Raw genomic sequence first — 19,841 nt, 5'->3', positions numbered from 1 at the left:
CGCGACGGTACCTACCTAGGTGCCCGCGGGCGACCTACCGATGCCGCCGCCGCCCGCTCGCGTCAAGATATTTTCCGGCCGTCGATTCCCCGGCGGCCGTGAACCCCGAAGCCGAACAGTGAGATACGCGCAGTGGTTGCCGGAACGCCGCGTCCGGGCGGCACCGACCCGGACTCGTGTCACATCAGGGTGCGGTTCGACAGCCCGCCCATCGAGTTCGATTACCAGGACGACAGATCGGTCGCGGCCCGCTTCTCCGCGGCCGTCACCAGGATGGGTGCGAGTGTGACGATCGACTTCGATCTGCGCGAGAACCTGCCGCCGCTGCCGTGTCGGCGGCTGTGGACGTGAGGTATCCCCGGGCGCGGCGGACGGTGCACGGTTACCGGTGTGGCGTGGGTGTCGGCGGACGGCCGGCCGTGGACGAGGTGTCCGGCCGGATGGTGTCGAGAGGAACCGAGATGACGCGGATACGGATACTGGGTGCGGGGGAGTGCGGGCTGCCGCTGGCGTTGCGACTGCTCGCCGGTGGCGCGGCGGTCACGGTGACCGCCGAGCGCGACGCCGAGGCGATACTGGCGGGCTCGGTGACCAGCACACAGGTCAAGTTCGCGCCGACCTTGGAGCTGGAAGCCGCTGCGGGACTGGACTTCTGGCAGGACACGGCCCCGCGCATCGCCGGGATCCGGTTCACGATGGTGGCCGACGGCGCGGTGGCCGTGCGCTGGTCCGGCCGGTTCTCCGGCCCGGCGCGCAGCGTCGACCAGCGCACGGTCTTCGGCCGGTGGCTGCGGGAATTCGACGCCGCGGGCGGGCAGTTGGAACTCGGGCGGCCCACGGTTGCCGAGATCGACCGGGACACGGCCGATTACGACCTCACCGTCGTCACCCGCGCGAGCGGCGAACTCGCCGCATGCTTCCCGGCCGACCCGATCCCCGATCTGCCGACCCGGCCGCTGCGGCAGTTGTCGGCGCTGTATCTCGACGGCGTCACGCCGGATCCGGACGCGCTGGGCAGCTACGTGGCGCTGCCCGGGCTGGGCGAGGTGATCTCCTACCCGGGCCTGACCGGCCGGCCCGGCGCCGAACGCCGGTGCGAGATGGTGCTTTTCGAGGCGCTGCCGGGCGGCGGCTTGGACGTGTTCGAGGGCGTCGCGGGTCCGGCCGAGCGGCTGCGGGTGGCGAAGGACCTGCTGGCGCGTTACCTGCCGCCCGAACTGGCCGACCGCTACCGCGCCGCCGAATTGACCGACGCCGGAGCCACTCTCGTCGGCGCGGTCGCGCCCGTGCTGCGGCAGCCGGTGGGCACGCTGCCGTCCGGCACGCCGGTACTGGGCGGCGGCGACGTCGTGTGCCGCATGGATCCCGGTGGGGCGCAAGGGGCCAACAACGCCGCGCACTGCGCCGCCCGCTACGCCGAGGCCGTGCTGCGCCGCGGCGCGGGACCGTTCGACCGGGAGTGGATGACCGAGACGGCCGCGCCGTGGCTGGCCGACATCGCCCACCCCGCCGCGCGGTGGACCGCGACCGTGCTCGACCCGCCCGCGCCCATGCAGGAACTGATGCTCGCCGCGGCGAACGACACCCGGCTGGCCGACGTCTTCGCCGACACCTTCGCCCGCCCGGCGACCATGACCGCCTTCGCCGCGGGCGCCTGACCCGAGCCGGGTCTACGCGGGGCGCGACGGCGGGAACACCACCGGCAGCGCGGTCAGGGCTCGATGGAAAGGCCCTGGCCGCCAGGCCAACTCGCCGGCCGGCACCGCCAGCGCGATGTCCGGCAGCGCGTCGAGCAACTGATCGATGGCGTCCTGGGCGATCAGGTACGCCGCCGAGCGGGCGGGGCAGGCGTGCGGTCCCGCGCCCCACGCCAGGTGCGACCGGTTGCCGGTGTGGTCGCCGCCGCTGACCAGCGGGTCGTTGTTGCAGCCCGCCAGGCTGATGACGACCGGCTGGTGCGCGGGCAGCCAGGTGTTCTCGATCAGGATCGGCTGGCGCGGGTAGGTGACCGAGAAGTTCGCCATGGGCGGGTCGTCGAACAGCACCTCGTCCAGCGCGTCGCGGGTGGACATGCTGCCGCCGAGGACGTACCCGGCGAACCGGTCGTCGGTGAGGATGACCCGCAGCGCGTTGCCGATCAGATTCTGCAGCGGCTCGATGCCCGCCCCGTACAGCACGACGATCTGGTGGATCAGTTCGGCGTCGTCGAGCGCGGCGGGGTGGGCCAGCAGCCGCGAGGTGATGTCGTCGGCGGGTTCGCGGCGCTTCAGATCGACCAGTTCCAGCACGGCCGCCGCCAGCATCCGGTTGCCCGCCTCGGCGTCGTCCCCGTCGAACACCGCCGCCGTGGCGGCCGCGATCCGCTCGCCGATCTCCGGCGGGCAGCCCAGCATGGCGTTGATGACGGCGAAGGAGAGCGGAAACGCGTACTGCCCCACCAGGTCCGCGCGCCCGGCCGCCTCGAAGTCCGCGATCAGCGCGGTCGCGATGCGCTCCACCGTGGCGTGTAGGGCGTGCAGGTCGACGGCGTCGATGCCGTCGACGTTCACCCCTCGATAGCGGGCGTGGTCGCCGCCGGTGCTGCGCAAGGCGTTCGGCCGCCACTGTAGGACCGGCAGCACGGGGCAGTCGGGCGCGACGGTGGGCTCCCAGGCGCGCGGATCGGCGGGGAAGTGTTCGGGATCGTGCATGATCCGGATCGCGGTCCGGTAGCCGATCACGAGGGTCGCCGGCACCCCGGGCGCGAGCTCGATCGGCACCAGCGACCCGTACCGCGCGCGCATCCGCCGGTAGGCGGCGTGCGGATCGGCGGCGAACTCCGGGGAGTAGAGGGGCACGCGCTCGTGGTCCACGTGGACCGGCGAGCCGTGTTGGGAAACCGGTTCGGCGGCAAACCGATTCGACGATCGTGGCGTACTCAACGGCGGCTCCGATACGGTGGCTGGGCCCAGGGCGTCAGCAGCGTAAACGCGCGCGACCCGCCCGGCATCGGTAGGGCGTAGGTGGGGTAACCCCGGTCATGACGCCGTGTCCTCGACGGTCGCCCGCACCCACGACAGGAACTCCCGCACCTGCTCGGGCGGCAGCGGCAGCGGCGCCGAGCGCGGTTGCCCGAAGCTGAACAGCGCGGCGTCGAGCAGTGCGCGGAACCGCGGTTCGGACCGCGTGATCGCCTGTGCCGCCGCGCGTTTGGCGTCCCACCGGCCGGTCCGGCAGAAGACGACCGCGCGACAGCCGTTGAGGACACGGTTGTCGGCGAGGTGCCCGTCGTCGTCCGCGTGCGCGCGGACCGAGTCCAGCACCGCCGCCAGTTGCGCCGCGTCCGGCGGCGCGGCGAGCACCTCGCGCACCGGACGGCCGTAGAGCAGCCGCCCCGACTGGTGCGCGATCGCGCGATCGATGACGAACCAGAAGCCCGGCGTGCGGGACGGATCGAAGTCGGCGCGGTGCGGCAGCAGCGGCCCGGTGTTGAGATTGAGCCGGTACCCGGCCCGGTCGGACGGTTCGCGCGCGACATCGGCGTCGTAGAGCACCAGTTCCAAACCCGCCGCGGGGCAATCGAGACCGGTGAGCGTCTTGGCCAGCTCGATCACCGCGCGCCCGGGCAGCGACGGCTCCGCGACCACCGTGACGTCGACGTCGCTGCGCCCGTGCCGATAGTCGCCGAGCGCGACCGAGCCGACGGCGAAGACGCTGACCAGGCGTTCCCCGCAGACCGCGTGGGTGTGCCGGACGAGTTCGGCCAGATACCACCGCAGCTCGGCGGGGAGCGCGTGCGGGTCCGCGAGAAGGTGGGTCATGGGGACAGCATCTCGAGATTCGCGCGGGACCCGAAACATCCGGCGCGTCGCGCGCGGGCGGTTCGCCCGGGCGGAGTTGGCCGTTCGCCCGGCGTTTCCGGCCCGGATGTGCAATCTTGTTATCGCCCAACGATATTGCCGCCGGGTCGGGGCCCTCGGGCGGCACGCATCGGGAAGGGGGTGCGGTGGGCCGTGGCGGTGCGGCGAAGACGCGGGATCGCGCGGGGCGGCGTGCGGCGGCGCGCGGGTGAGGTGCGGACGCCGGTGCCGTTGTGGCCCGGGATGATCGCACCGGAGCCGCCGCGCCGGCGCCCGTTCCCGGCCGGTCGGCACGCGCTGCTGGCGGGGTCGGTGGCGGTGATCGTGACGACGGTGGTGGTCGGCGAGGTGTTGTTGAACCGGGTCGAGGCCCGGGCGCCGGTCGCGCCGCCGGAGGTGACGGCCGGCAGCGCGGACCTGGGCCTGGGCGGCGGCGCGGGCTGCGCGCCGATCCGGACGGCGGAGCTGGTCCGGGGTGACGGCGCGGGATCCACGGCGTCGGGACCCGATGTCGTATTGGCCTTCCAGTACGCCTATTACGTGACCCGCTCGGGCGCGGCGGCGCGGCAGCTGACCGCGCCGGACGCGTGGGTGTCCCCGGCCGCGGTGATCGACGTCGGCATCGCGACCGTCCCCGTCGGCACCCGGCACTGCGTGGAGATCGTGCCGCAGCCGGAGAACACCTTCTTCGTGACCGTGACCGAACTGCGCCTCGATCGCTCGACCCGGATCTACCGGCAGGTGGTGACCGTGGCGACCGTCGCCGACGCCACGCTGATCACCAGGATCGACCCGGTGCGCGTCCCGCGGTGACCGGCGGCGCGCCGCGGCCCGCCGCCGCGAGTGGTCGGGCATGCCGGGGCGTGCGGCACGCCTGGGCCGCCCGCGAGGTCGGGTAGCCTCGGGCCGAACCACAGTCGACACGGACGGGGCAGCGCATGGACGACGAGCTCGAGCAGGTGCTGGCGAAACTGGATCTGGCGGCGAAGCTGCGCCTGATCTCCGGGGCGGGCATGTTCCGGCTGGCCGGCGATCCGGCGATCGGGCTGGCGGAGATGCCGGTGTCCGACGGGCCCTCGGGAGTACGCGGCGAGCACTGGGACGAACGCGACCCGTCGGTGAGCCTGCCCTCGGGCACCGCCCTCGCCGCCACCTGGGACCGCGAACTGCTCGACGAGATCGGCGGGCTGATCGCGGCCGAGGCCCGCCGCAAGAACGTGTACGCGGTGCTGGGCCCGACCGTCAATCTGCACCGATCGCCCTTGGGCGGCAGGCATTTCGAATGCTTCTCCGAGGATCCGGTGCTCACCGGTGAGATGGCCGCCGCCTACGTGCGCGCGGTGCAGCGGCACGGCGTGAGCGCCTGCCCGAAACACTACGTGGCCAACGATTCGGAGACCGACCGCTTCACCGTCGACGTGCACGCCGACGACCGCACGCTGCGCGAGCTGTACCTGTACCCCTTCGAGCGCGCCGTGCGCGCGGGGGCGTGGATGGTGATGGCCGCCTACAACTCCGTCGCGGGCACCACCATGACCGAGCACCCGCTGCTGGACGAACCGCTCAAGGGCAGTTGGGGTTTCGACGGCGTGGTGGTGTCGGACTGGACCGCGGTGCGCTCGACCGAAGGCGCGGCGCGCGGCACCGACCTGTGCATGCCCGGCCCGCCGCGGCTGTGGGGCGAGCCGCTGGCGGAGGCCGTGCGCGCGGGCACGGTCCCCGAGGCGGCCGTCGACGAGAAGGTCCGGCGCATCCTGCGTTTCGCGCAGCGCGTGGGCGCGCTCCACGACGCGCCCAGCGCCACACCGCCTTTCACGGAGCAGGGGGCTGAGCAACCGCAGTCCGGCGAGCGGCAGCGGGTACGGCCACCGCAGTTCACCGACGAGCAGCAGCGGCAGCTGGTGCGGCGGGCGGCCGCCGAGGCCATGGTGCTGGTGCGCAACGACGAGGTGCTGCCGCTGCGCCCCGGCGCCCCGGTCGCCCTGCTGGGTCCGTCGGCGGCCGAGCCGCGGCTGATGGGCGGCGGCAGCGCCACGGTGATCCCGGCGCACACCACCACGCCCCTGGACGGCCTGGCCGCGGTGCTGCCGGTGACCTACGAGCCGGGAATCCGCTTGTCGGACAAGCTGTCTCCCGTCCCGCTCGAGCTGATCACCGACCCCGAGACCGGTACGCCCGGGCTCAGCCTGCGCTACCTCGACGGGGACACGGTGCTCGACACCCAGCACCGGGCCGCCGGGAACCTGGTGCTGTTCGGCGACCCCGTCGCGGAGCGGGCGTCCGCTGTGGAGCTGCGGGCCCGGCTGCGCGCGGACGCGGCCGGCGAGTGGCGGATCGGGGTGGGCGCGCTCGGCCGGGTTCGGCTCGAGCTCGACGGCGCGACCGCCGCGGCCGGAGACGTCGGGTTCGACGGCGGCGATCCCGTTGCGGCACTGCTGGATCCGCCGCAGCGCGAGGTCACCCGCGCCCTCGACGCGGGGCAGGAGGTCGAGGTCCGCATCACCGTCGAGGACCTGACCGCCATGCCCGGGCTGGGCGTCTTCCTGGGCGTCACGCTCGGCGTCGCCCGGCCCCGGCGCAGCCCGGAGGAGGAGTTCGCGGCGGCGGTCGAGGCCGCGCGGGCCGCGGAGGTGGCCGTCGTGGTCGTCGGCACCACCGAGCAGCTCGAGAGCGAGGGCGTGGACCGGACCACGCTGCGCCTGCCGGGCCGGCAGGACGACCTGGTGACCGCCGTGGCCGCGGTCAATCCCCGCACCGTCGTGGTGGTGAATTCCGGTGCGCCCGTGGAGATGCCGTGGCGCGACGAGGTGGCGGCCGTCCTGCTGGCGTGGTTCCCGGGGCAGGAGTTCGGCGCGGCCCTGGCCGACGTGCTGACCGGCGCCGCCGAGCCGGGCGGCCGGTTGCCCACCACCTGGCCCAAGACGATGGCCGATGTCCCGGTGCTGAACACCACGCCCGACGCCGACGGCGTGCTGACCTACGGCGAGGGCGTGCACATCGGCTATCGCGCCTGGCTGCGCGCCGGTGTCGAACCCGCCTACCCGTTCGGGCACGGGCTCGGCTACACCACCTGGGAACTGCGGAACCTGGACGTCGCGGGCCGCACCGCCACGGTGACCGTCACGAATATCGGTGAGCGCGTGGGCAAACAGGTCGTGCAGGTCTACCTCGCGCGGGAACAGAGCGCGATCGAGCGACCGCTGCGCTGGCTGGCCGCCTTCGACACCGTGACGCTGGAACCGGGGGAGTCGCAGCGCGTGGAGATCGCGTTGCCGCAGCGGGCCTTCGAACACTGGACGCCCGAGGGCTGGGCCGTGGAGCCCGGTGCGTTCACCGTGCAGGTCGGCACCTCGGTCATCGCCCTGCCGCTGATGGCCGAGATCGTGGTCTCCTGACCGTCGGCACAGTGACGGCGTAATTTTCGGGCAGCGGTAGCAAGCTGGACGAGCGTCCAGTACGCTACGCCGAACGGAACATCCAGGGCGGCGACGGCGATCGCCACCGGGCGGGGACACCCGGCCGCCGCCACCGATTCGAAGGAGCCACCGTGGCGGTTTCCCGGCGCTCGATGCTGGCAGGGAGTACGGCCGCGGCGGTCGCGGCCGGTGTCGCGGGCGCGGGCGCGGCGGCCGCGCGCCCGGTGCGCCGGACCGCCGACGGCCAGGACTACCTGATCGGTTGCAGCATCGCCGATGTGACGGGCGCGGTCGCGGGCCAGGGCATGATGGGCTACTCGGAACTGGACCAGGTCGCGACCGGGTTGCTCATGCGCTGCTGGGCGCGCGCCTACGTGATCGTGGACCGCGCCACCGGCGACCGCGTGGTGTTCGTCAACGCCGACATCGCCTGCCTGTTCCAGTCGGTGCACCTGGCCGTGCTGGAGCGGCTGGCGCGGCGCTTCGGGAACCTCTACACCGAGCGCAACGTCAATCTCAACGCCACGCACAACCACAATTCGTGCGGCGGAACCGCCCGGGAGTACGCGTATTCCCTTGCGGCCTACGGCTTTCAGCAGAACTCGCACGAGGCCGAGGTGAACGGCATCGTGGCGGCGATCGCGGCGGCGCACGAGCGGCTGGCCCCGGGCACGCTGCTGCTCGGGCACGGCGAACTGCACGACGCCAGCGCCAACCGCTCGCGCGCGGCGTTCGACCGCAACCCGGCCGAGGATCGGGCGGAGTTCCCGAACGGGATCGACCCGCAGGTCACCGTGCTGCGGCTGCGCCAAGGCGGCGTCGACGTCGGCGCGATCACCTGGTTCGCCACGCACGGTACCTCGCTCACCGACAACAACACCCTCATCTCCGCCGACAACAAGGGGTACGCCAGCTACCGCTGGGAACACGACGAGATGGGCGTGCGGCACCTCGACGGCGCGCCTCGTTTCGTCGCCGCCTTCGCCCAGACCAACGCGGGCGACATGACCCCGAACCTGAACCTCACGCCGTGGCATCCCTCGGGACCCACCGACGACAACCGGAACAACTGCGCGCTGATCGGGGAACGCCAATACCAGGCGGGCCGTGCGGCTTTCGCGTCCGCACGGCCGATGACAACCGGCGGCGTGGACGCGGTGCTGCGTTACGTGGACATGGCCGACACCGCGATCGAGGGCGACTACACCCCCGACGGCAAGCCGGCCCGCACCGCCCCGGCGATGATGGGCGCCGCGGCGGCGGCCACGAGTTCGGAGGACAACTGGAAGACGCAGCTGGCGTTCCTGCGGGAGGGTGACACCAACCCGGTGGTCGCCGCGCTGGGCGGACTCGACGCCCCGATCGCGCACTGGATGCGAGACGCGCAGGCGCCCAAGCTGATCGTGGCGCCGCTGGGCGTGCTGCCGCCGCGGCCGTGGGTGCCGCAGGTGGTGCCGATCCAGTTGCTGCGCCTCGGCGACCTGGTGCTGGCGTCGGGACCGGCGGAGTACACGGTGGTGTCGGGGCTGCGCATCCGGCGGGTGGTCGCCCGCGCGCTCGCCGTGCCGGTAGAGAACGTGCTGCTGCAAGGCTATGCCAACGGCTACAGCGGCTACGTCACCACGCCCGAGGAATACGAGGCGCAGCAGTACGAGGGCGGCGAAACACTGTTCGGGCGTTGGACATTGCCCGCCTACGTCCAGGAGTTCGACCGGCTGGCACGGTCGCTGGCGGCCCGGGTCGACCCCGGCCGCGGCCCGGCCCCGCTGGACTGGACCTCGGGCGCGCAGCCGAACCTGCTGACCGCCCCGCCGCCCGACCTGCCCGCCGCGGGCCGTGCCTTCGGCGACGTGCTCACCCAGCCGGAGCCCGCGCACCGGCCGGGCGCAACGGTGTCGGCGGCCTTCGTGGGCGCGCACCCGAACAACGACTTCCGCACCGGCGGAACGTATTTCGAGGTCCAGCGTGCCGCCGCGAACGGCTGGGTCCGGGTCTACGACGACAACGACTGGTGCACCGAACTGACCTGGTCGCGCCCGGACGGCCAGCCCGCGGCGTCGATCATCGCGATCCGCTGGACCGTCCCCGACACCGCCGAGCCCGGCCGCTACCGCATCGAGTACTCCGGTGACCGCCGCGACGCCGCGGGCACCCTGACCCGATTCATCGGCCGCACAGCGGAATTCACGGTCGGCTGACGGCCGCGATGCGGTCGAGGTGGGCTAGCGCGGCCTGCCCGGCGGCATGCAGCGGCTCGGCCGACCGCAGCGTCCGGGCCAGGACGAACGCCCCTTCCAGCGCACTCAGCAGGGCCACGGTGAACTCCCGCGCGGACTCGGGCCGCATGCCGCGACCGGCGAAGTAGGCGGTGCCCTCGTCGACCCACGAGGCGATCACCTCGGCGGCCACCTCGCGCAGCCTCGGCTCGCTGTCGGCGGTCTCGCCGGCCACCGTGCCGACCGGGCACATGTTCATCCAGCCCGACCGCTCCATGTCGGCCGCCGCCGCGGCGAACGCGGCGGGCACCGCCTCGCGCAGGTCCTCGTACGGGTCCATCAGCAGCGGCAGCAACTGGATGTAGGCCGCCCCGCTGGTCCGCAGCGCCTCGGCCGCGATCTGCTGCTTGCCCTCCGGAAAGTGGTGGTACAGCGAGCCGATCGGGGCCCGCGCGGCCGCGGTGAGCTGCTTGACGCTGGTGGCCCCGTAGCCCTGGCGGCGCATCAGCTCGGTCGCCGCGGTGAGGATGCGCGCCCGGGTGCCGGTTGACATCTGCTCCGTCATGCCACCACACTAGAACACGCGCTCTAGAGTGACCGTTCTAGCGGAAAGGCGGGTCGCATGCCTGTCGTCGACACTCCCGCGGGGCCCGTGCACTATGCCGAGCACGGCGACGGCCCGCCGGTAGTGCTGTTGCACGGACTGCTGATGAACCACACGGTGTGGGATCCGATGCTCGAGTTGCTGCCCACCGGGTTTCGCTACCTCCGGCCGGACCTGCCGCTCGGCGCGCACCCGGAACCGATGCGCGAGGACGCCGACCTGACGCTGCGCGGGCTCAACGTGCTGATCGCCGATTTCCTTGCGGCGCTTGATCTTCGGGAGGTCACCCTGGTGCACACCGACTGGGGCGGCGGGCTGTTCCTCACCGCCTACGGCCTGGACGAACGGGTGTCCCGGCTGATCGCGCTGCCGTGCGAGGCGTTCGGGAACTTCCCACCCGGACTGCCGGGGAAGATGGCGGTCGTGGCGCTGGGTGTGCCCGGCGCGCTGCCGATCGCGTTGCGCCAGTTGCGCATCGGATGGTTGCGGCGCTCGCCGCTGCTGTTCGGGTGGATGGCCCGCGCCCCGATCCCGGACGAACTGGTGCGCGGGTGGACCGAGCCGGGCCTGCGCGACCGCGGAATCCGGCGGGATGTGCGCAAGTACGGCATGTCGCTGCCGCCGAAGCGGGAACTGATCGCGAATACCGAAGCGCTGCGGCGGTTCACCGGCGAGGCGCTGGTGCTCTGGTCCTCGGCGGGCAAGGTGATGCCGCGCGCACACGGCGCGCGGCTGGCGGAGCTGCTGCCGCGCGGCCGGCTGGTCGAGATCGACGACGCGTACGTGCTGTCGATGCTCGACCAGCCGGCGGCGGTGGCGAAGGAGATGGCGGAGTTCCTGTCCCGCTGAGGACCGGCCCGCTCGCCTCGCCGGATCAGCTCTGCGGCTGGGCGTGTCGGGTCGAGGACCGTGCGCCGGGGCGGCGCACCAGGCGGTTCCACGACCACGCCGGCTGCTTCGAAGCCGTCTTCGGCTCGGAAGTGTCTCGCACCGCGGAGATCTCGCGGCGCGAGCGCCGCAGCTCCCGGCGCACGGCCGCATTGCGGCGCGCCGAGGCCAGCGCGCCGGTCAGCACCAGCGCCAGCCCGAGCATGCCGACCGCGCCCACCGCGGCGCCGGCCGCGAACAGCTCGCCCTGCGAGCCACCGAAATGCTGGTCGAACACGGTGAAGTCGGTCAGCGGGTGCGCGGACCCGAGGTTGGCCGACACCGCGGCGACGCCGACGGCGACCGCGGCGATCAACACGATCAATCCGAGGAGAACAATCATGGCAATCCCAACGTCGTTGGACGGTATGGCCTGGCAATGCCCGGGGTCGCCGTTCCTCAAACCGGCCGCCGCCGCGCCGAAACGAGCGGGCGGGCACGGCGTTTGGGCCGCCGCATTCCGGCTACGCCGTGAAAAACAGCACCGCACCGGGAGTTTCCCATGAGCACCTACACCTTCGATCTGCCCGACTTCGCCTCCGACGCCGATGTCGCCGAGCGCACGCTGCGCGGTCTGGACACCGTCAGCCACGTCGACACCGACCCGTCCTCGGAGACGCTGACCGTCACGTCCAGCCTGAGCTACAGCGAGATGCTCGGGGTGATCCGCGATTCCGGCATCGCCGCGCGGTGACACGTGGGTCACCGCAGCGCGACATTGCTCCGTTACGGTGCACGAGTGCCGAGGAATCCGTTGCCTGCCGTGGGTCGCGCCATCGCCCGCCGTCCGTCGGTCATGCGCGCCGCGCCCGTCATCGCCCGCGTGGAGCGGTTCGTCCGGCGGGTGAGCCGGGGCCGCCACGGCGTGCTCGACCTGGCGGGCCTGCCGTCGATGGAGCTGACCGTCGCGGGCCGTAAAACCGGCGTGCCGCGCACCGTGTCGCTGCTCTACGTGCCCGACGGCCCCGGCAGCTACCTGCTGATCGGATCCAACTGGGGGCGGCCCGAACACCCCGCCTGGTCGGCCAATCTCAACGCCGCCGAGCATGCCGAAATACACAGTGGCGGAGAACGTTTCAAGGTCCGGGTGCGGCGGCTGGCCGGGTCCGAACGCGACAGCGCCTGGCAGCGTGCCGTCACCTACTGGCCCGGCTACCGGATGGAGCAGCGGCTGGCCGGATCTCGCGTCTTCCGTATATACCAACTGACCCGTATCTGATCGGGATACGTCCTGCTACAAGGCGCGATGCGATCCGATCGATCCACCTCCGGTGCGGGGTATGATTGCGGCCTGGCGCGGCACGCCGGCGGTTCGGACCGGCCCCGCACCGCCCCCAGCCGCCGAGCATCGGAGTCGATCTCATGAATGCGGATCCCACGCGCATCGGCCGTGTGGATGCCGGCGTCGCCGACCGCGGGCCCACCGCACTGCGCATCGCCGTCGGCGGCCAATTGCGCCGGCTGCGCGAGAAGTGCGGGATCACCAGGGAAGCCGCCGGCGAACACATCCGCGGGTCGCACGCCAAGATCAGCCGCCTCGAACTCGGCCGGACGGGGTTCAAGGAGCGTGACGTCGAGGATCTGCTGTCGCTGTACGGCGTCGACGATGCCGTGGAGCGCGAGGCCTTCCTGGAATTGGTGCGCAAGGCCAACCAGCCCGGCTGGTGGCATCGCTTCGGCGATCTGCTGCCGGCGTGGTTCGAGACCTATCTCGGGCTCGAGCACGCCGCGCACTCGATCAGAACCTTCGAGGGACAACTGGTTCCGGGCCTGCTGCAGACCGAGGACTACACCCGCGCGGTGATCGCGCTGGGGCACGGCGAGGGCGGCAGCCGCCGGGTGGAGCTGCGCCGACGCCGGCAGGAGGTGCTCTCCCGCGCCGGTGCCCCCACACTGTGGGCGGTGCTCGACGAGGCGGTGCTGCACCGGGCCATCGGCGGTCCGGCGGTGCTGCGGGCCCAGCTGGAACATCTGGCGGAGATGGCGACGTGGGACAACATCGTCGTCCAGGTGCTGCCCTACGCGGTGGGCGGGCACGCGGCGGCGGGCAGCTCGTTCACGATGCTGCGCTTCGCCGAACCCGAACTCCCCGACATCGTCTATCTGGAGCAGCTGACCAGTGCCCTGTACCTGGACCGCCCGCGCGATCTGGAACTGTATCGGCACGTCATGGACACGCTGAGCGTGCAGGCGGCCACACCGGACCGGTCACGAGAGCTGTTGCTGGCGGCCGCCGCTCGGCTCTAGCGGAAACGCTTGGGCAAGAACAGGTCTCGCGCCTCGGCTGCTGACGAGCGCCGAGACGCGAGACCGTCGGTGTGATTACCAGCGACCACGCTTGCCGCGGCCGCGCGAGCCCGCGAGGTCCGACCCGCGCTCCTTGGCCTGCTCCGCCAGTTCGGCGGCCTCCGCGGCCGCCGCCGCGGCCTGCCGGCGTGCCGCCTCGGCGATCTCCGCGCTGCGCTCGCGGGCCGTGCGCGCCGCCTTCTTGCCGTTGCGCCGCGCGCGGTCCTTCGCCTCGACGCCGTAGTGCTGCGCGGCATCCGCCCAGTCGGCCCCGCGCCGCTCCGCGGTCTCGGCCAGCTCGCTCCCGCGCCGCTTGGCCTTGTCGGCCCACACACTGCCGCGATCCTGCGCGGTCTCGGCCGCCGCCGCGCCGCGGTGCTTCGCCTTCTCGGCCCATTTGCTCCCGCGATCCTGGGCGGTTTCCGCGGCAGCCGCGCCGCGGTGCTTGGCTTTGTCGGCCCACTTGCTCCCGCGGTCCTGGGCGGTCTCCGCCGCCGCCGCGCCGCGGTGCTTGGCCTTCTTCGCCCATTTGTTGCCGCGCTCCTGGGCGGTGTCGGCGGCGGCCGTGCCGCGATGCTTGCCGCGCTCGGCCAATTCGGCGCCGCGCTGCTGCGCGACCTCGGCCAGCGCCGCGCCTCGATGGCGAGCGGTCTCGGCCCACTCCGCGCCGCGCTCCTCGGCGGTCTCGGCCAAGGCCGCGCCGCGCTGCTTGGCGACCTCGGCGAGTTCGGTGCCGCGGTGCTTGGCCACCTCGGCGAGCGCGGCCCCGCGGTGCTTGGCCTTCTCGGCCCATTCCCCGCCGTGCTCCTGGGCGGTCCCGGCCAGCTCGGTGCCGCGCTGCCGGGCGATCTCGGCCAGTTCCGCGCCCCGGGACTGGGCCACGTCCGCCCATTCCGCGCCCTTGTCGGCGGCGGTCTGGGCGAGTTCGCGGCCGTGCACCGCCTGCTGCTGCAAGCGGTCGCGCAGCGCGTCACCGGTCGCGGCCGTGCCGAAGGGCAGCGCGGCGGCGGCTTTGCGCGCGGCCCGCCGGCCGCGCCAGCCCAGCGACGGTTTGCCCGCGGTGTCGGCGGAGGCGATCATCAGCCCGCCGAGCAGTCCGAGATCCTTGAGGAACGCCAGCCGCTTGGTGGCCCGGCGTTCGGGATCCTCCTCGTTCCAGAAATCCTGTTCGGTGACGGTGGCGGGGACCACCGTCGCGGCCAGCACCAGCGCGGACAACCGCGGCACCCGGCCCATGGCCAGCAGCACGCCCGCGCCCACCTGGGCGGCGGCGTTGATTCGTACGATCTGGCCCGGATCGCTCGGCAGCTTCTCCGCCACCTGTGGCGAGAGGCTCTGCTGGCTGCGCGTCACCAGCTCCGCGGCGGCTTTCGCCCGCGGTTCCGGATGCCTCAGCGTGTCGATTCCGTCCACGACGAAAGTGGCGGCCAACAACGGCCGGGCAAGTCGGCGGACGATCATGGCGAAAACCCTTTCCCTCGACGGCTCTTTCGGCGATTCCCGCGGTGGGGTGGGTCAAACTCCCAGGATCGTAACCATCGGACCGGTCGGTCTTGCTTCGCCACGCGGGCCGGTCTCAGGGCACCACCGTGACGGGCCAGCGCCCCGCCTTGACCAGCCGCACCGCGACCGAGCCGACGAGCCGGTGCCCGGCCTTCTCCGACGCGCCGACGACCACCGCGTCGGCCTTGAGTTCGTCGGCGGCCTCGGCCAGCCCGGTGTACGGGTCGCCGCGCCGGGTGAGGAACTTCCACCGCACGGCGTAGACGTCGCGGACGCGCTCGGCGTGTTCCTGGATCTGGCGGGCCAGATCCTCGGCCATCTCCGAGGTCACCGCCTGCACATCCGCGCCGTACGCGCCCGCCATCGCCATCCACGGCTGCACGTAAATCATTGCCAGCAGCGCGTTCTGGCGGCGGGCCAGCCCGGCGGCGTAGGCGGCGGCGCGCCAGGAGGCGTCGGTCCCGTCGATGCCGACGAGGATCACCTTCGGCCCGTCGGTACCCAGCTCGAACCCGGACGAGGCGCTGGGCGCCCACTCCGGTGTCATCTCCTCCGCCACCCTTCCGAGCCTAGAACAGGCCGGTGCCCTAGGGTCGCGAGCATGGCCGGAGCGCGGGGACCCCTCGTGGTGATGGGTGTGTCGGGCGCGGGCAAGACCACCGTGGGGGAGCGGCTGGCCGCGGTCCTGGGCGTCGAGTACGCCGACGGCGACGCCTTCCACCCGGCCGCGAACGTGGCCAAGATGTCGGCCGGGGTGCCCCTCGACGACGCGGACCGGTGGCCCTGGCTCGACGCCGTGGGAGACTGGCTGGCCCGGCGGCCCGGCGGTGTCGTCAGTTGCTCGGCGCTCAAACGAAGCTACCGCGATCGCCTGCGCAGCGCCGCGCCCGGAGTGTTCTTCCTCGAACTGGATGTGCCCCGCGCCGAGCTGGTGCGCCGATTGACCACGCGCAGTGGGCATTTCATGCGGGTGCGGATGCTGGACTCGCAATTGTCGATCCTGGAGCCGCTGGCCGCCGACGAGTCCGGGGCGCGGATCGACGCGGGCGGCGCGATCGGCGAGGTCGTCGAACGGGCTCGCGTCGCTGTGCCTCCGGACGGATAGCCCTGTGCCGCAGCGGCTCTCAGTGCTCCAGTTCGCGCAGCAGCTCGTGCAGCGTGCGCAGCTGCGCCGGGGACAGGGCCGCCAGCGAGGCCGGGGCCGGATCGGGCGTCGCCAGCGCGTCGGCGAGCACCGCCAGCCCGGATTCGGTGGCCGACACCAACTTCGAACGACGGTCGGCCGGATCCGTCTCGCGCACCACCAGCCCGCGCTCCTCGAGGTCGTTGACCGTGACGGTGGTCGCCGGCGCGTCCATGGTCGCGGCCCGCGCCAGCTCCTTGACCGTCATCGGTCCCTGCCGCAGCCGGCGCAGCACGCGAATCCGGCTGAACGGCATGCCCGTTCGCTCGACGACCGCCCGCTTCCACTGATCGCGGGTGTCCATCACCACGTGGGTGAGCAAGCGCCAGACCTCGTCCGGTGTCGGCGGTGGGGTGGTGCGGTCGTCATCCGACACTGGCGGGAACCTTCTGTTCGAGCAACGGTGCGACCCGGTCGCGGGAGCGCTCCGCCCACCGGGTGTTGGCGGCGACGCCGAGTCCGATGATGCCCGCGGCGAGCGCGGCCACCACCCACCACAGGCTCGCGCCGGTCAACAAGCCACACAATGCCACACCGAGGCTGACCCCCACCTGACGGCTGGTCGAGGCGACCGCCGCCGCGGCGCCCGCGCGGTCGGTGGGCATGCCGCTCACGGCCGAGGTGGTGATCGGCGCGTTCACCAGGCCGAACCCGATGCCGAACACCGCGAACATCACGATCAGCTGCCACAGCGGCGTGTCGGCCCGCAGCGTCGTGAGCAGCACCGCGGCCAGCGCCATGAACGCCCCCGCCACCAGCAGCGACGGCCGCGTCCCGTGCCGGCCGACCAGCCGCCCCGACAGCGGCGAACAGATCAGCACCCCGAGCGCCATCGGCAGATACAGCAACCCGGTGTGCACGGCCGAGAAGTGCCGCGTCCCTTGCAGATACAGCGACGCGCTGAACAGGAACGCGCCCAGCCCCGCGAACGCGCACACCGCGGTCACGGTCGCGGCGGCGAAGGGGACGCTGCGAAAGAAGCGCAGATCGATGAACGGCACGGGATGCCGCCACTCGTGGAATACGAAGGCGCCCAGCGCGATCGCCGACACCGCGAAGAGCAGCGGCTCGTGCTCGATGAGCCCGGATACCAGCGTGAACATCACCACGATGGCCAGCACCTGGCCGAGCCCGTCGATCCCGCGCACCGTCCGCGACTTGGACTCCGGCACGTACAGCGTGGTGAGCACCAGCGCGACCGCGCAGATCGGCAGATTGATCCAGAACACCGACTGCCACCCCAGCGCATCGATCAGCCCGCCGCCGACCATCGGCCCCAGCGCCGTGGAGATGCCGACCACCGCACCCCACACCCCGACCGCGCGGGCCCGCTCCACGCGCCCGGTGAACACCGTGGTGATGATGGACATCGCGATCGGATTGAGCATCGAACCGCCGACGGCCTGCACGAACCGGGCCCCGATCAGGATCTCGATGCTCGGCGCCAGGCTGCACAGCAGCGACCCCGCGGCGAAGACGATCAGCCCGATGCGGAACATCCGCCGCCGCCCGAAGCGGTCGGCCGTCGCGCCGGCGAGCATGAGCAGGCTGGCCAGGGTGAGGGTGTAGACGTCGACGATCCACTGCAGCCGCGACAGCGGCGCGTCCATGTCCGAGCGGATGGTCGGGATCGCGACGTTGACGATCGTCGCGTCCATGGACGAGATCAGCAGGCTCAGACAGCACGTCACCAGAATGATCGTCTTCCGGCGCGCGGACAGGCCCTCGATAGTTGTAGGCACACAATGATTGTGAATTCACAACTATCCTTCGGCAACCCGGCCCCGCTGTGGCATCGCTCACGAGCGATTTCGCGGCTCCGCCGGTTGACCACGCCCAGGCCGGGTAGGCGAGAAGACGAGAGGCGAACCTAGGAAGGGAGCTTTCCGTGGCACAACCCATCACCACCACGCTCGACCCCGAGCAGCAGCGCATCGCGGGCGAGGCGCTCAACGGTGCCGTCGTCGACCTGATCGACCTGACGCTGATCGCCAAGCAGGCGCACTGGAACGTGATCGGGGAGCGCTTTCGCACCGTGCACCTGGCGCTCGACGAATTGGTCGAGGACGCCCGGGAATTCACCGACCAGGCCGCCGAGCGGGCCACCGCGATCGGCGTCAGCCCGGACGGCCGCGCCCGCACGGTCGCCGACTCCTCCGGCGCCAAGGGCTTCCCCGGCGGCTGGCAGCGCGACGTCGACGTCACCGACGCCATCATCGGCAACCTGGCCGCGGTGGTGCAGCGCATGCGCGGCCGCATCGAGGCCACCGAGAAGGCCGACCCCGTCACCCAGGATCTGTTCATCGAGATCACCGCGCGGCTCGAGCAGCTGCACTGGATGTGGGAGGCCCAGCAGAGCTGATCGCCCGCCGGGCGGCTCGGCCGAGCGAGCGGCGGATGGGCGCGGTAGCGTGCCGATCATGACGACCGACCGCACTTCGGAGGCGCCCGGCGCGCCACCGCTCGCCACGGCGGGTGACGAAGAAGGCTACAAGCGCGGACTGAATCCGCGCACCATCCAGATGATCGCCATCGGCGGCGCGATCGGCACGGGTTTGTTCTACGGCGCGGGCGGCGCCATCGAACAGGCGGGCCCGGCGCTGATCCTCTGTTACCTGGCCGCCGGCCTGGCGATCTTCGTGATCATGCGCGCGCTCGGCGAACTGCTGACCTACCGTCCGGTGTCGGGCAGCTTCGCCGAATATGCCAACGAATTCCTGGGCCGCTTCGCCGGTTTCGTGACCGGCTGGACCTATTGGGCCGTGTGGGTGGCGACCTGCATGGCCGAAATCACCGTGGCCGGCAAATACGTGAAGTACTGGTTCGCGATCCCGGAATGGGTGACCGCGCTGGTCGTGCTCGGTGTGCTGTTCGCGGCGAACTTGATCTCGGTGAAGCTGTTCGGTGAGGGCGAGTTCTGGTTTTCCGCGATCAAGGTGACCGCCATCGTGGCGATGATCCTGATCGGCCTCGGCGTGCTGGCCTTCGGTTTCGGCAATACCGACCATTCCACGGTGACCAACCTGTGGTCCGAGGGCGGGGTGTTCCCGACCGGTGTCGGGCAGGCGATGCTCGCCTTGCAGATCGTGGTGTTCGCCTATGTCGGCGTGGAACTGGTCGGCGTGACCGCGGGTGAGGCCGCGGACCCGCGCCGGACGCTGCGCAAGGCGATCAATTCGCTGCCGCTGCGCATCGGCCTGTTCTACGTGGGCGCGTTGATCATCATCATGTCGGTGGTGAGCTGGACCGAATTCCACAGCGGCCGCAGCCCGTTCGTGGAGGTGTTCTCGCGGATCGGCATCCCGGGCGCGGCGGGCCTGATCAATTTCGTGCTGCTGACGGCCGCGCTGTCGTCGTGCAATTCGGGCATCTACTCCACGGGCCGGATGCTGCGCAGCCTGTCGCTGCGGTCGGAGGCGCCCGCGGCGCTGTCCGGGCTGAGCCGCCGCCAGGTGCCGTACGCGGGCATCGTGGTGTCGGCGGCGATGATGGTGATCGGCGTGGTGGTGAACGTGATCTCGCCGGACAAGGCGTTCAACTACATCACCTCGGTCAGCACCATGGGCATCATTTTCGTGTGGGGCATGATCCTGGTCTGCCACTTCCTCTACCGCGCGAAGGTGCGGCGCGGGGAACTGCCGGCCAGCGACTACCGCCTGCCCGGCGCGCCGGTGACCAGCGCGCTGGCCCTGGCGTTCCTGGGCCTGGTGGTGGTGCTGCTGTTCTTCACCGACAGCGGGCGCACGGCGCTGGTGGTCGGTGCGGTGTGGGCGGTGCTGGTGTGCGCCGGCTACCCGATCGTGAATCGTCTGGTGCGCCACCGCGAGACCGCGGCCTGACCCGTCCGGCGGCGGGCCCGCGGGAACG

20 protein-coding genes are annotated in these 19,841 nt (G+C 72.0%); 12 read left to right on the top strand and 8 right to left on the bottom strand.

Annotated elements, in window-relative coordinates; all coding sequences use genetic code 11:
• The first annotated feature begins 132 nt into the window (after positions 1-132).
• Both IU476_RS30205 and IU476_RS30200 read left to right on the top strand, forming a co-directional pair.
• Positions 133-351 carry a hypothetical protein gene (locus IU476_RS30205; protein ID WP_195105702.1) on the top strand — a complete coding sequence of 73 codons (219 nt, stop codon included), beginning with the start codon at positions 133-135 and terminating at the stop codon, positions 349-351.
• A 110-nt stretch (positions 352-461) separates the two neighbouring features.
• Positions 462-1,658, top strand: coding sequence for a styrene monooxygenase/indole monooxygenase family protein (locus IU476_RS30200; protein ID WP_195105701.1), 1,197 nt, complete (start codon positions 462-464; stop codon positions 1,656-1,658).
• Between the two features lie 12 nt (positions 1,659-1,670).
• Here IU476_RS30200 and IU476_RS30195 read toward each other — a convergent pair whose 3' ends face one another.
• Positions 1,671-2,921: a cytochrome P450 gene (locus IU476_RS30195; protein ID WP_195105700.1), complete on the bottom strand. Its 1,251-nt coding sequence runs from the start codon at positions 2,919-2,921 to the stop codon at positions 1,671-1,673.
• Positions 2,922-3,017: 96 nt separating this feature from the next.
• Positions 3,018-3,800: a nucleotidyltransferase domain-containing protein gene (locus IU476_RS30190; protein WP_195105699.1), complete on the bottom strand. Its 783-nt coding sequence runs from the start codon at positions 3,798-3,800 to the stop codon at positions 3,018-3,020.
• 264 nt (positions 3,801-4,064) lie between these two features.
• On the opposite strand from IU476_RS30190, the gene IU476_RS30185 reads away from it, so the two are divergent.
• From IU476_RS30185 to IU476_RS30175, 3 genes are all read left to right on the top strand, one after another.
• Complete coding sequence (locus IU476_RS30185; protein WP_195105698.1) at positions 4,065-4,652, top strand: DUF8176 domain-containing protein; 588 nt, start codon at positions 4,065-4,067, stop codon at positions 4,650-4,652.
• A gap of 125 nt (positions 4,653-4,777) precedes the next feature.
• Positions 4,778-7,234 (top strand): beta-glucosidase family protein, encoded by a 2,457-nt coding sequence (locus tag IU476_RS30180; RefSeq protein WP_195105697.1) that lies wholly within the window; start codon positions 4,778-4,780, stop codon positions 7,232-7,234.
• Positions 7,235-7,386: 152 nt separating this feature from the next.
• A complete protein-coding gene (locus IU476_RS30175) occupies positions 7,387-9,453 on the top strand; it encodes a neutral/alkaline ceramidase (protein WP_195105696.1) in 2,067 nt (688 codons plus the stop codon).
• On the opposite strand, the gene IU476_RS30170 is transcribed toward IU476_RS30175, so the two are convergent.
• Positions 9,440-10,036, bottom strand: coding sequence for a TetR/AcrR family transcriptional regulator (locus tag IU476_RS30170; protein ID WP_195105695.1), 597 nt, complete (start codon positions 10,034-10,036; stop codon positions 9,440-9,442). The two genes, IU476_RS30175 and IU476_RS30170, sit on opposite strands and share 14 nt — an antisense overlap.
• 57 nt (positions 10,037-10,093) lie before the next feature.
• Here IU476_RS30170 and IU476_RS30165 point away from each other — a divergent pair, with 57 nt between their 5' ends.
• On the top strand, positions 10,094-10,924 hold the full coding sequence (locus tag IU476_RS30165; protein ID WP_195105694.1) for an alpha/beta fold hydrolase: 831 nt from the start codon (positions 10,094-10,096) through the stop codon (positions 10,922-10,924).
• A 25-nt stretch (positions 10,925-10,949) separates the two neighbouring features.
• On the opposite strand, the gene IU476_RS30160 is transcribed toward IU476_RS30165, so the two are convergent.
• On the bottom strand, positions 10,950-11,345 hold the full coding sequence (locus IU476_RS30160; protein WP_195105693.1) for a hypothetical protein: 396 nt from the start codon (positions 11,343-11,345) through the stop codon (positions 10,950-10,952).
• Positions 11,346-11,504: 159 nt separating this feature from the next.
• Here IU476_RS30160 and IU476_RS30155 point away from each other — a divergent pair, with 159 nt between their 5' ends.
• The 3 genes from IU476_RS30155 (at position 11,505) to IU476_RS30145 (ending at position 13,249) form a co-directional block, all read left to right on the top strand.
• On the top strand, positions 11,505-11,696 hold the full coding sequence (locus tag IU476_RS30155) for a hypothetical protein (RefSeq protein WP_195105692.1): 192 nt from the start codon (positions 11,505-11,507) through the stop codon (positions 11,694-11,696).
• Positions 11,697-11,741: 45 nt separating this feature from the next.
• A complete protein-coding gene (locus IU476_RS30150) occupies positions 11,742-12,221 on the top strand; it encodes a nitroreductase family deazaflavin-dependent oxidoreductase (RefSeq protein WP_324194436.1) in 480 nt (159 codons plus the stop codon).
• A gap of 143 nt (positions 12,222-12,364) precedes the next feature.
• Positions 12,365-13,249: a Sco1979 family transcriptional regulator gene (locus IU476_RS30145; RefSeq protein WP_195105691.1), complete on the top strand. Its 885-nt coding sequence runs from the start codon at positions 12,365-12,367 to the stop codon at positions 13,247-13,249.
• 75 nt (positions 13,250-13,324) lie between these two features.
• Here the strand turns inward: IU476_RS30145 and IU476_RS30140 are convergent, their stop codons facing one another.
• Both IU476_RS30140 and IU476_RS30135 read right to left on the bottom strand, forming a co-directional pair.
• Positions 13,325-14,749 carry a DoxX family membrane protein gene (locus IU476_RS30140; RefSeq protein WP_195105690.1) on the bottom strand — a complete coding sequence of 475 codons (1,425 nt, stop codon included), beginning with the start codon at positions 14,747-14,749 and terminating at the stop codon, positions 13,325-13,327.
• Between the two features lie 115 nt (positions 14,750-14,864).
• Positions 14,865-15,350: a universal stress protein gene (locus tag IU476_RS30135; protein WP_324194434.1), complete on the bottom strand. Its 486-nt coding sequence runs from the start codon at positions 15,348-15,350 to the stop codon at positions 14,865-14,867.
• 42 nt (positions 15,351-15,392) lie between these two features.
• Between IU476_RS30135 and IU476_RS30130 the strand changes: the two genes are divergently transcribed.
• Positions 15,393-15,896, top strand: a complete 504-nt coding sequence (locus tag IU476_RS30130; protein ID WP_195105689.1) for a gluconokinase — start codon at positions 15,393-15,395, stop codon at positions 15,894-15,896.
• A gap of 19 nt (positions 15,897-15,915) precedes the next feature.
• On the opposite strand, the gene IU476_RS30125 is transcribed toward IU476_RS30130, so the two are convergent.
• Positions 15,916-16,278, bottom strand: a complete 363-nt coding sequence (locus tag IU476_RS30125; RefSeq protein ID WP_195105801.1) for a MarR family winged helix-turn-helix transcriptional regulator — start codon at positions 16,276-16,278, stop codon at positions 15,916-15,918.
• Positions 16,279-16,339: 61 nt separating this feature from the next.
• Positions 16,340-17,716: an MFS transporter gene (locus tag IU476_RS30120; RefSeq protein ID WP_195105688.1), complete on the bottom strand. Its 1,377-nt coding sequence runs from the start codon at positions 17,714-17,716 to the stop codon at positions 16,340-16,342.
• Between the two features lie 146 nt (positions 17,717-17,862).
• Between IU476_RS30120 and IU476_RS30115 the strand changes: the two genes are divergently transcribed.
• Entirely contained in the window at positions 17,863-18,336 is a 474-nt protein-coding gene (locus IU476_RS30115) for a Dps family protein (protein WP_195105687.1), read from the top strand.
• 58 nt (positions 18,337-18,394) lie between these two features.
• Complete coding sequence (locus tag IU476_RS30110) at positions 18,395-19,813, top strand: amino acid permease (RefSeq protein WP_195105686.1); 1,419 nt, start codon at positions 18,395-18,397, stop codon at positions 19,811-19,813.
• Positions 19,814-19,841: the final 28 nt, after the last annotated feature.

This window comes from Nocardia blacklockiae, from assembly GCF_015477355.1.
GTDB classification, from domain to species: domain Bacteria; phylum Actinomycetota; class Actinomycetes; order Mycobacteriales; family Mycobacteriaceae; genus Nocardia; species Nocardia blacklockiae.
The sequence above is the reverse complement of the archived record's forward strand: the minus strand, read 5'-3'. Positions and strand labels throughout refer to the sequence as shown.

Coding starts and splice junctions, on each gene's coding strand:
- IU476_RS30190 (WP_195105699.1), bottom strand. CDS start 3,800: ATGACCCACCTTCTCGCGGACCCGCACGCGCTCCCCGCCGAGCTGCGG.
- IU476_RS30155 (WP_195105692.1), top strand. CDS start 11,505: ATGAGCACCTACACCTTCGATCTGCCCGACTTCGCCTCCGACGCCGAT.
- IU476_RS30200 (WP_195105701.1), top strand. CDS start 462: ATGACGCGGATACGGATACTGGGTGCGGGGGAGTGCGGGCTGCCGCTG.
- IU476_RS30170 (WP_195105695.1), bottom strand. CDS start 10,036: ATGACGGAGCAGATGTCAACCGGCACCCGGGCGCGCATCCTCACCGCG.
- IU476_RS30180 (WP_195105697.1), top strand. CDS start 4,778: ATGGACGACGAGCTCGAGCAGGTGCTGGCGAAACTGGATCTGGCGGCG.
- IU476_RS30110 (WP_195105686.1), top strand. CDS start 18,395: ATGACGACCGACCGCACTTCGGAGGCGCCCGGCGCGCCACCGCTCGCC.
- IU476_RS30125 (WP_195105801.1), bottom strand. CDS start 16,278: ATGGACACCCGCGATCAGTGGAAGCGGGCGGTCGTCGAGCGAACGGGC.
- IU476_RS30140 (WP_195105690.1), bottom strand. CDS start 14,749: ATGATCGTCCGCCGACTTGCCCGGCCGTTGTTGGCCGCCACTTTCGTC.
- IU476_RS30165 (WP_195105694.1), top strand. CDS start 10,094: ATGCCTGTCGTCGACACTCCCGCGGGGCCCGTGCACTATGCCGAGCAC.
- IU476_RS30130 (WP_195105689.1), top strand. CDS start 15,393: ATGGCCGGAGCGCGGGGACCCCTCGTGGTGATGGGTGTGTCGGGCGCG.
- IU476_RS30160 (WP_195105693.1), bottom strand. CDS start 11,345: ATGATTGTTCTCCTCGGATTGATCGTGTTGATCGCCGCGGTCGCCGTC.
- IU476_RS30145 (WP_195105691.1), top strand. CDS start 12,365: ATGAATGCGGATCCCACGCGCATCGGCCGTGTGGATGCCGGCGTCGCC.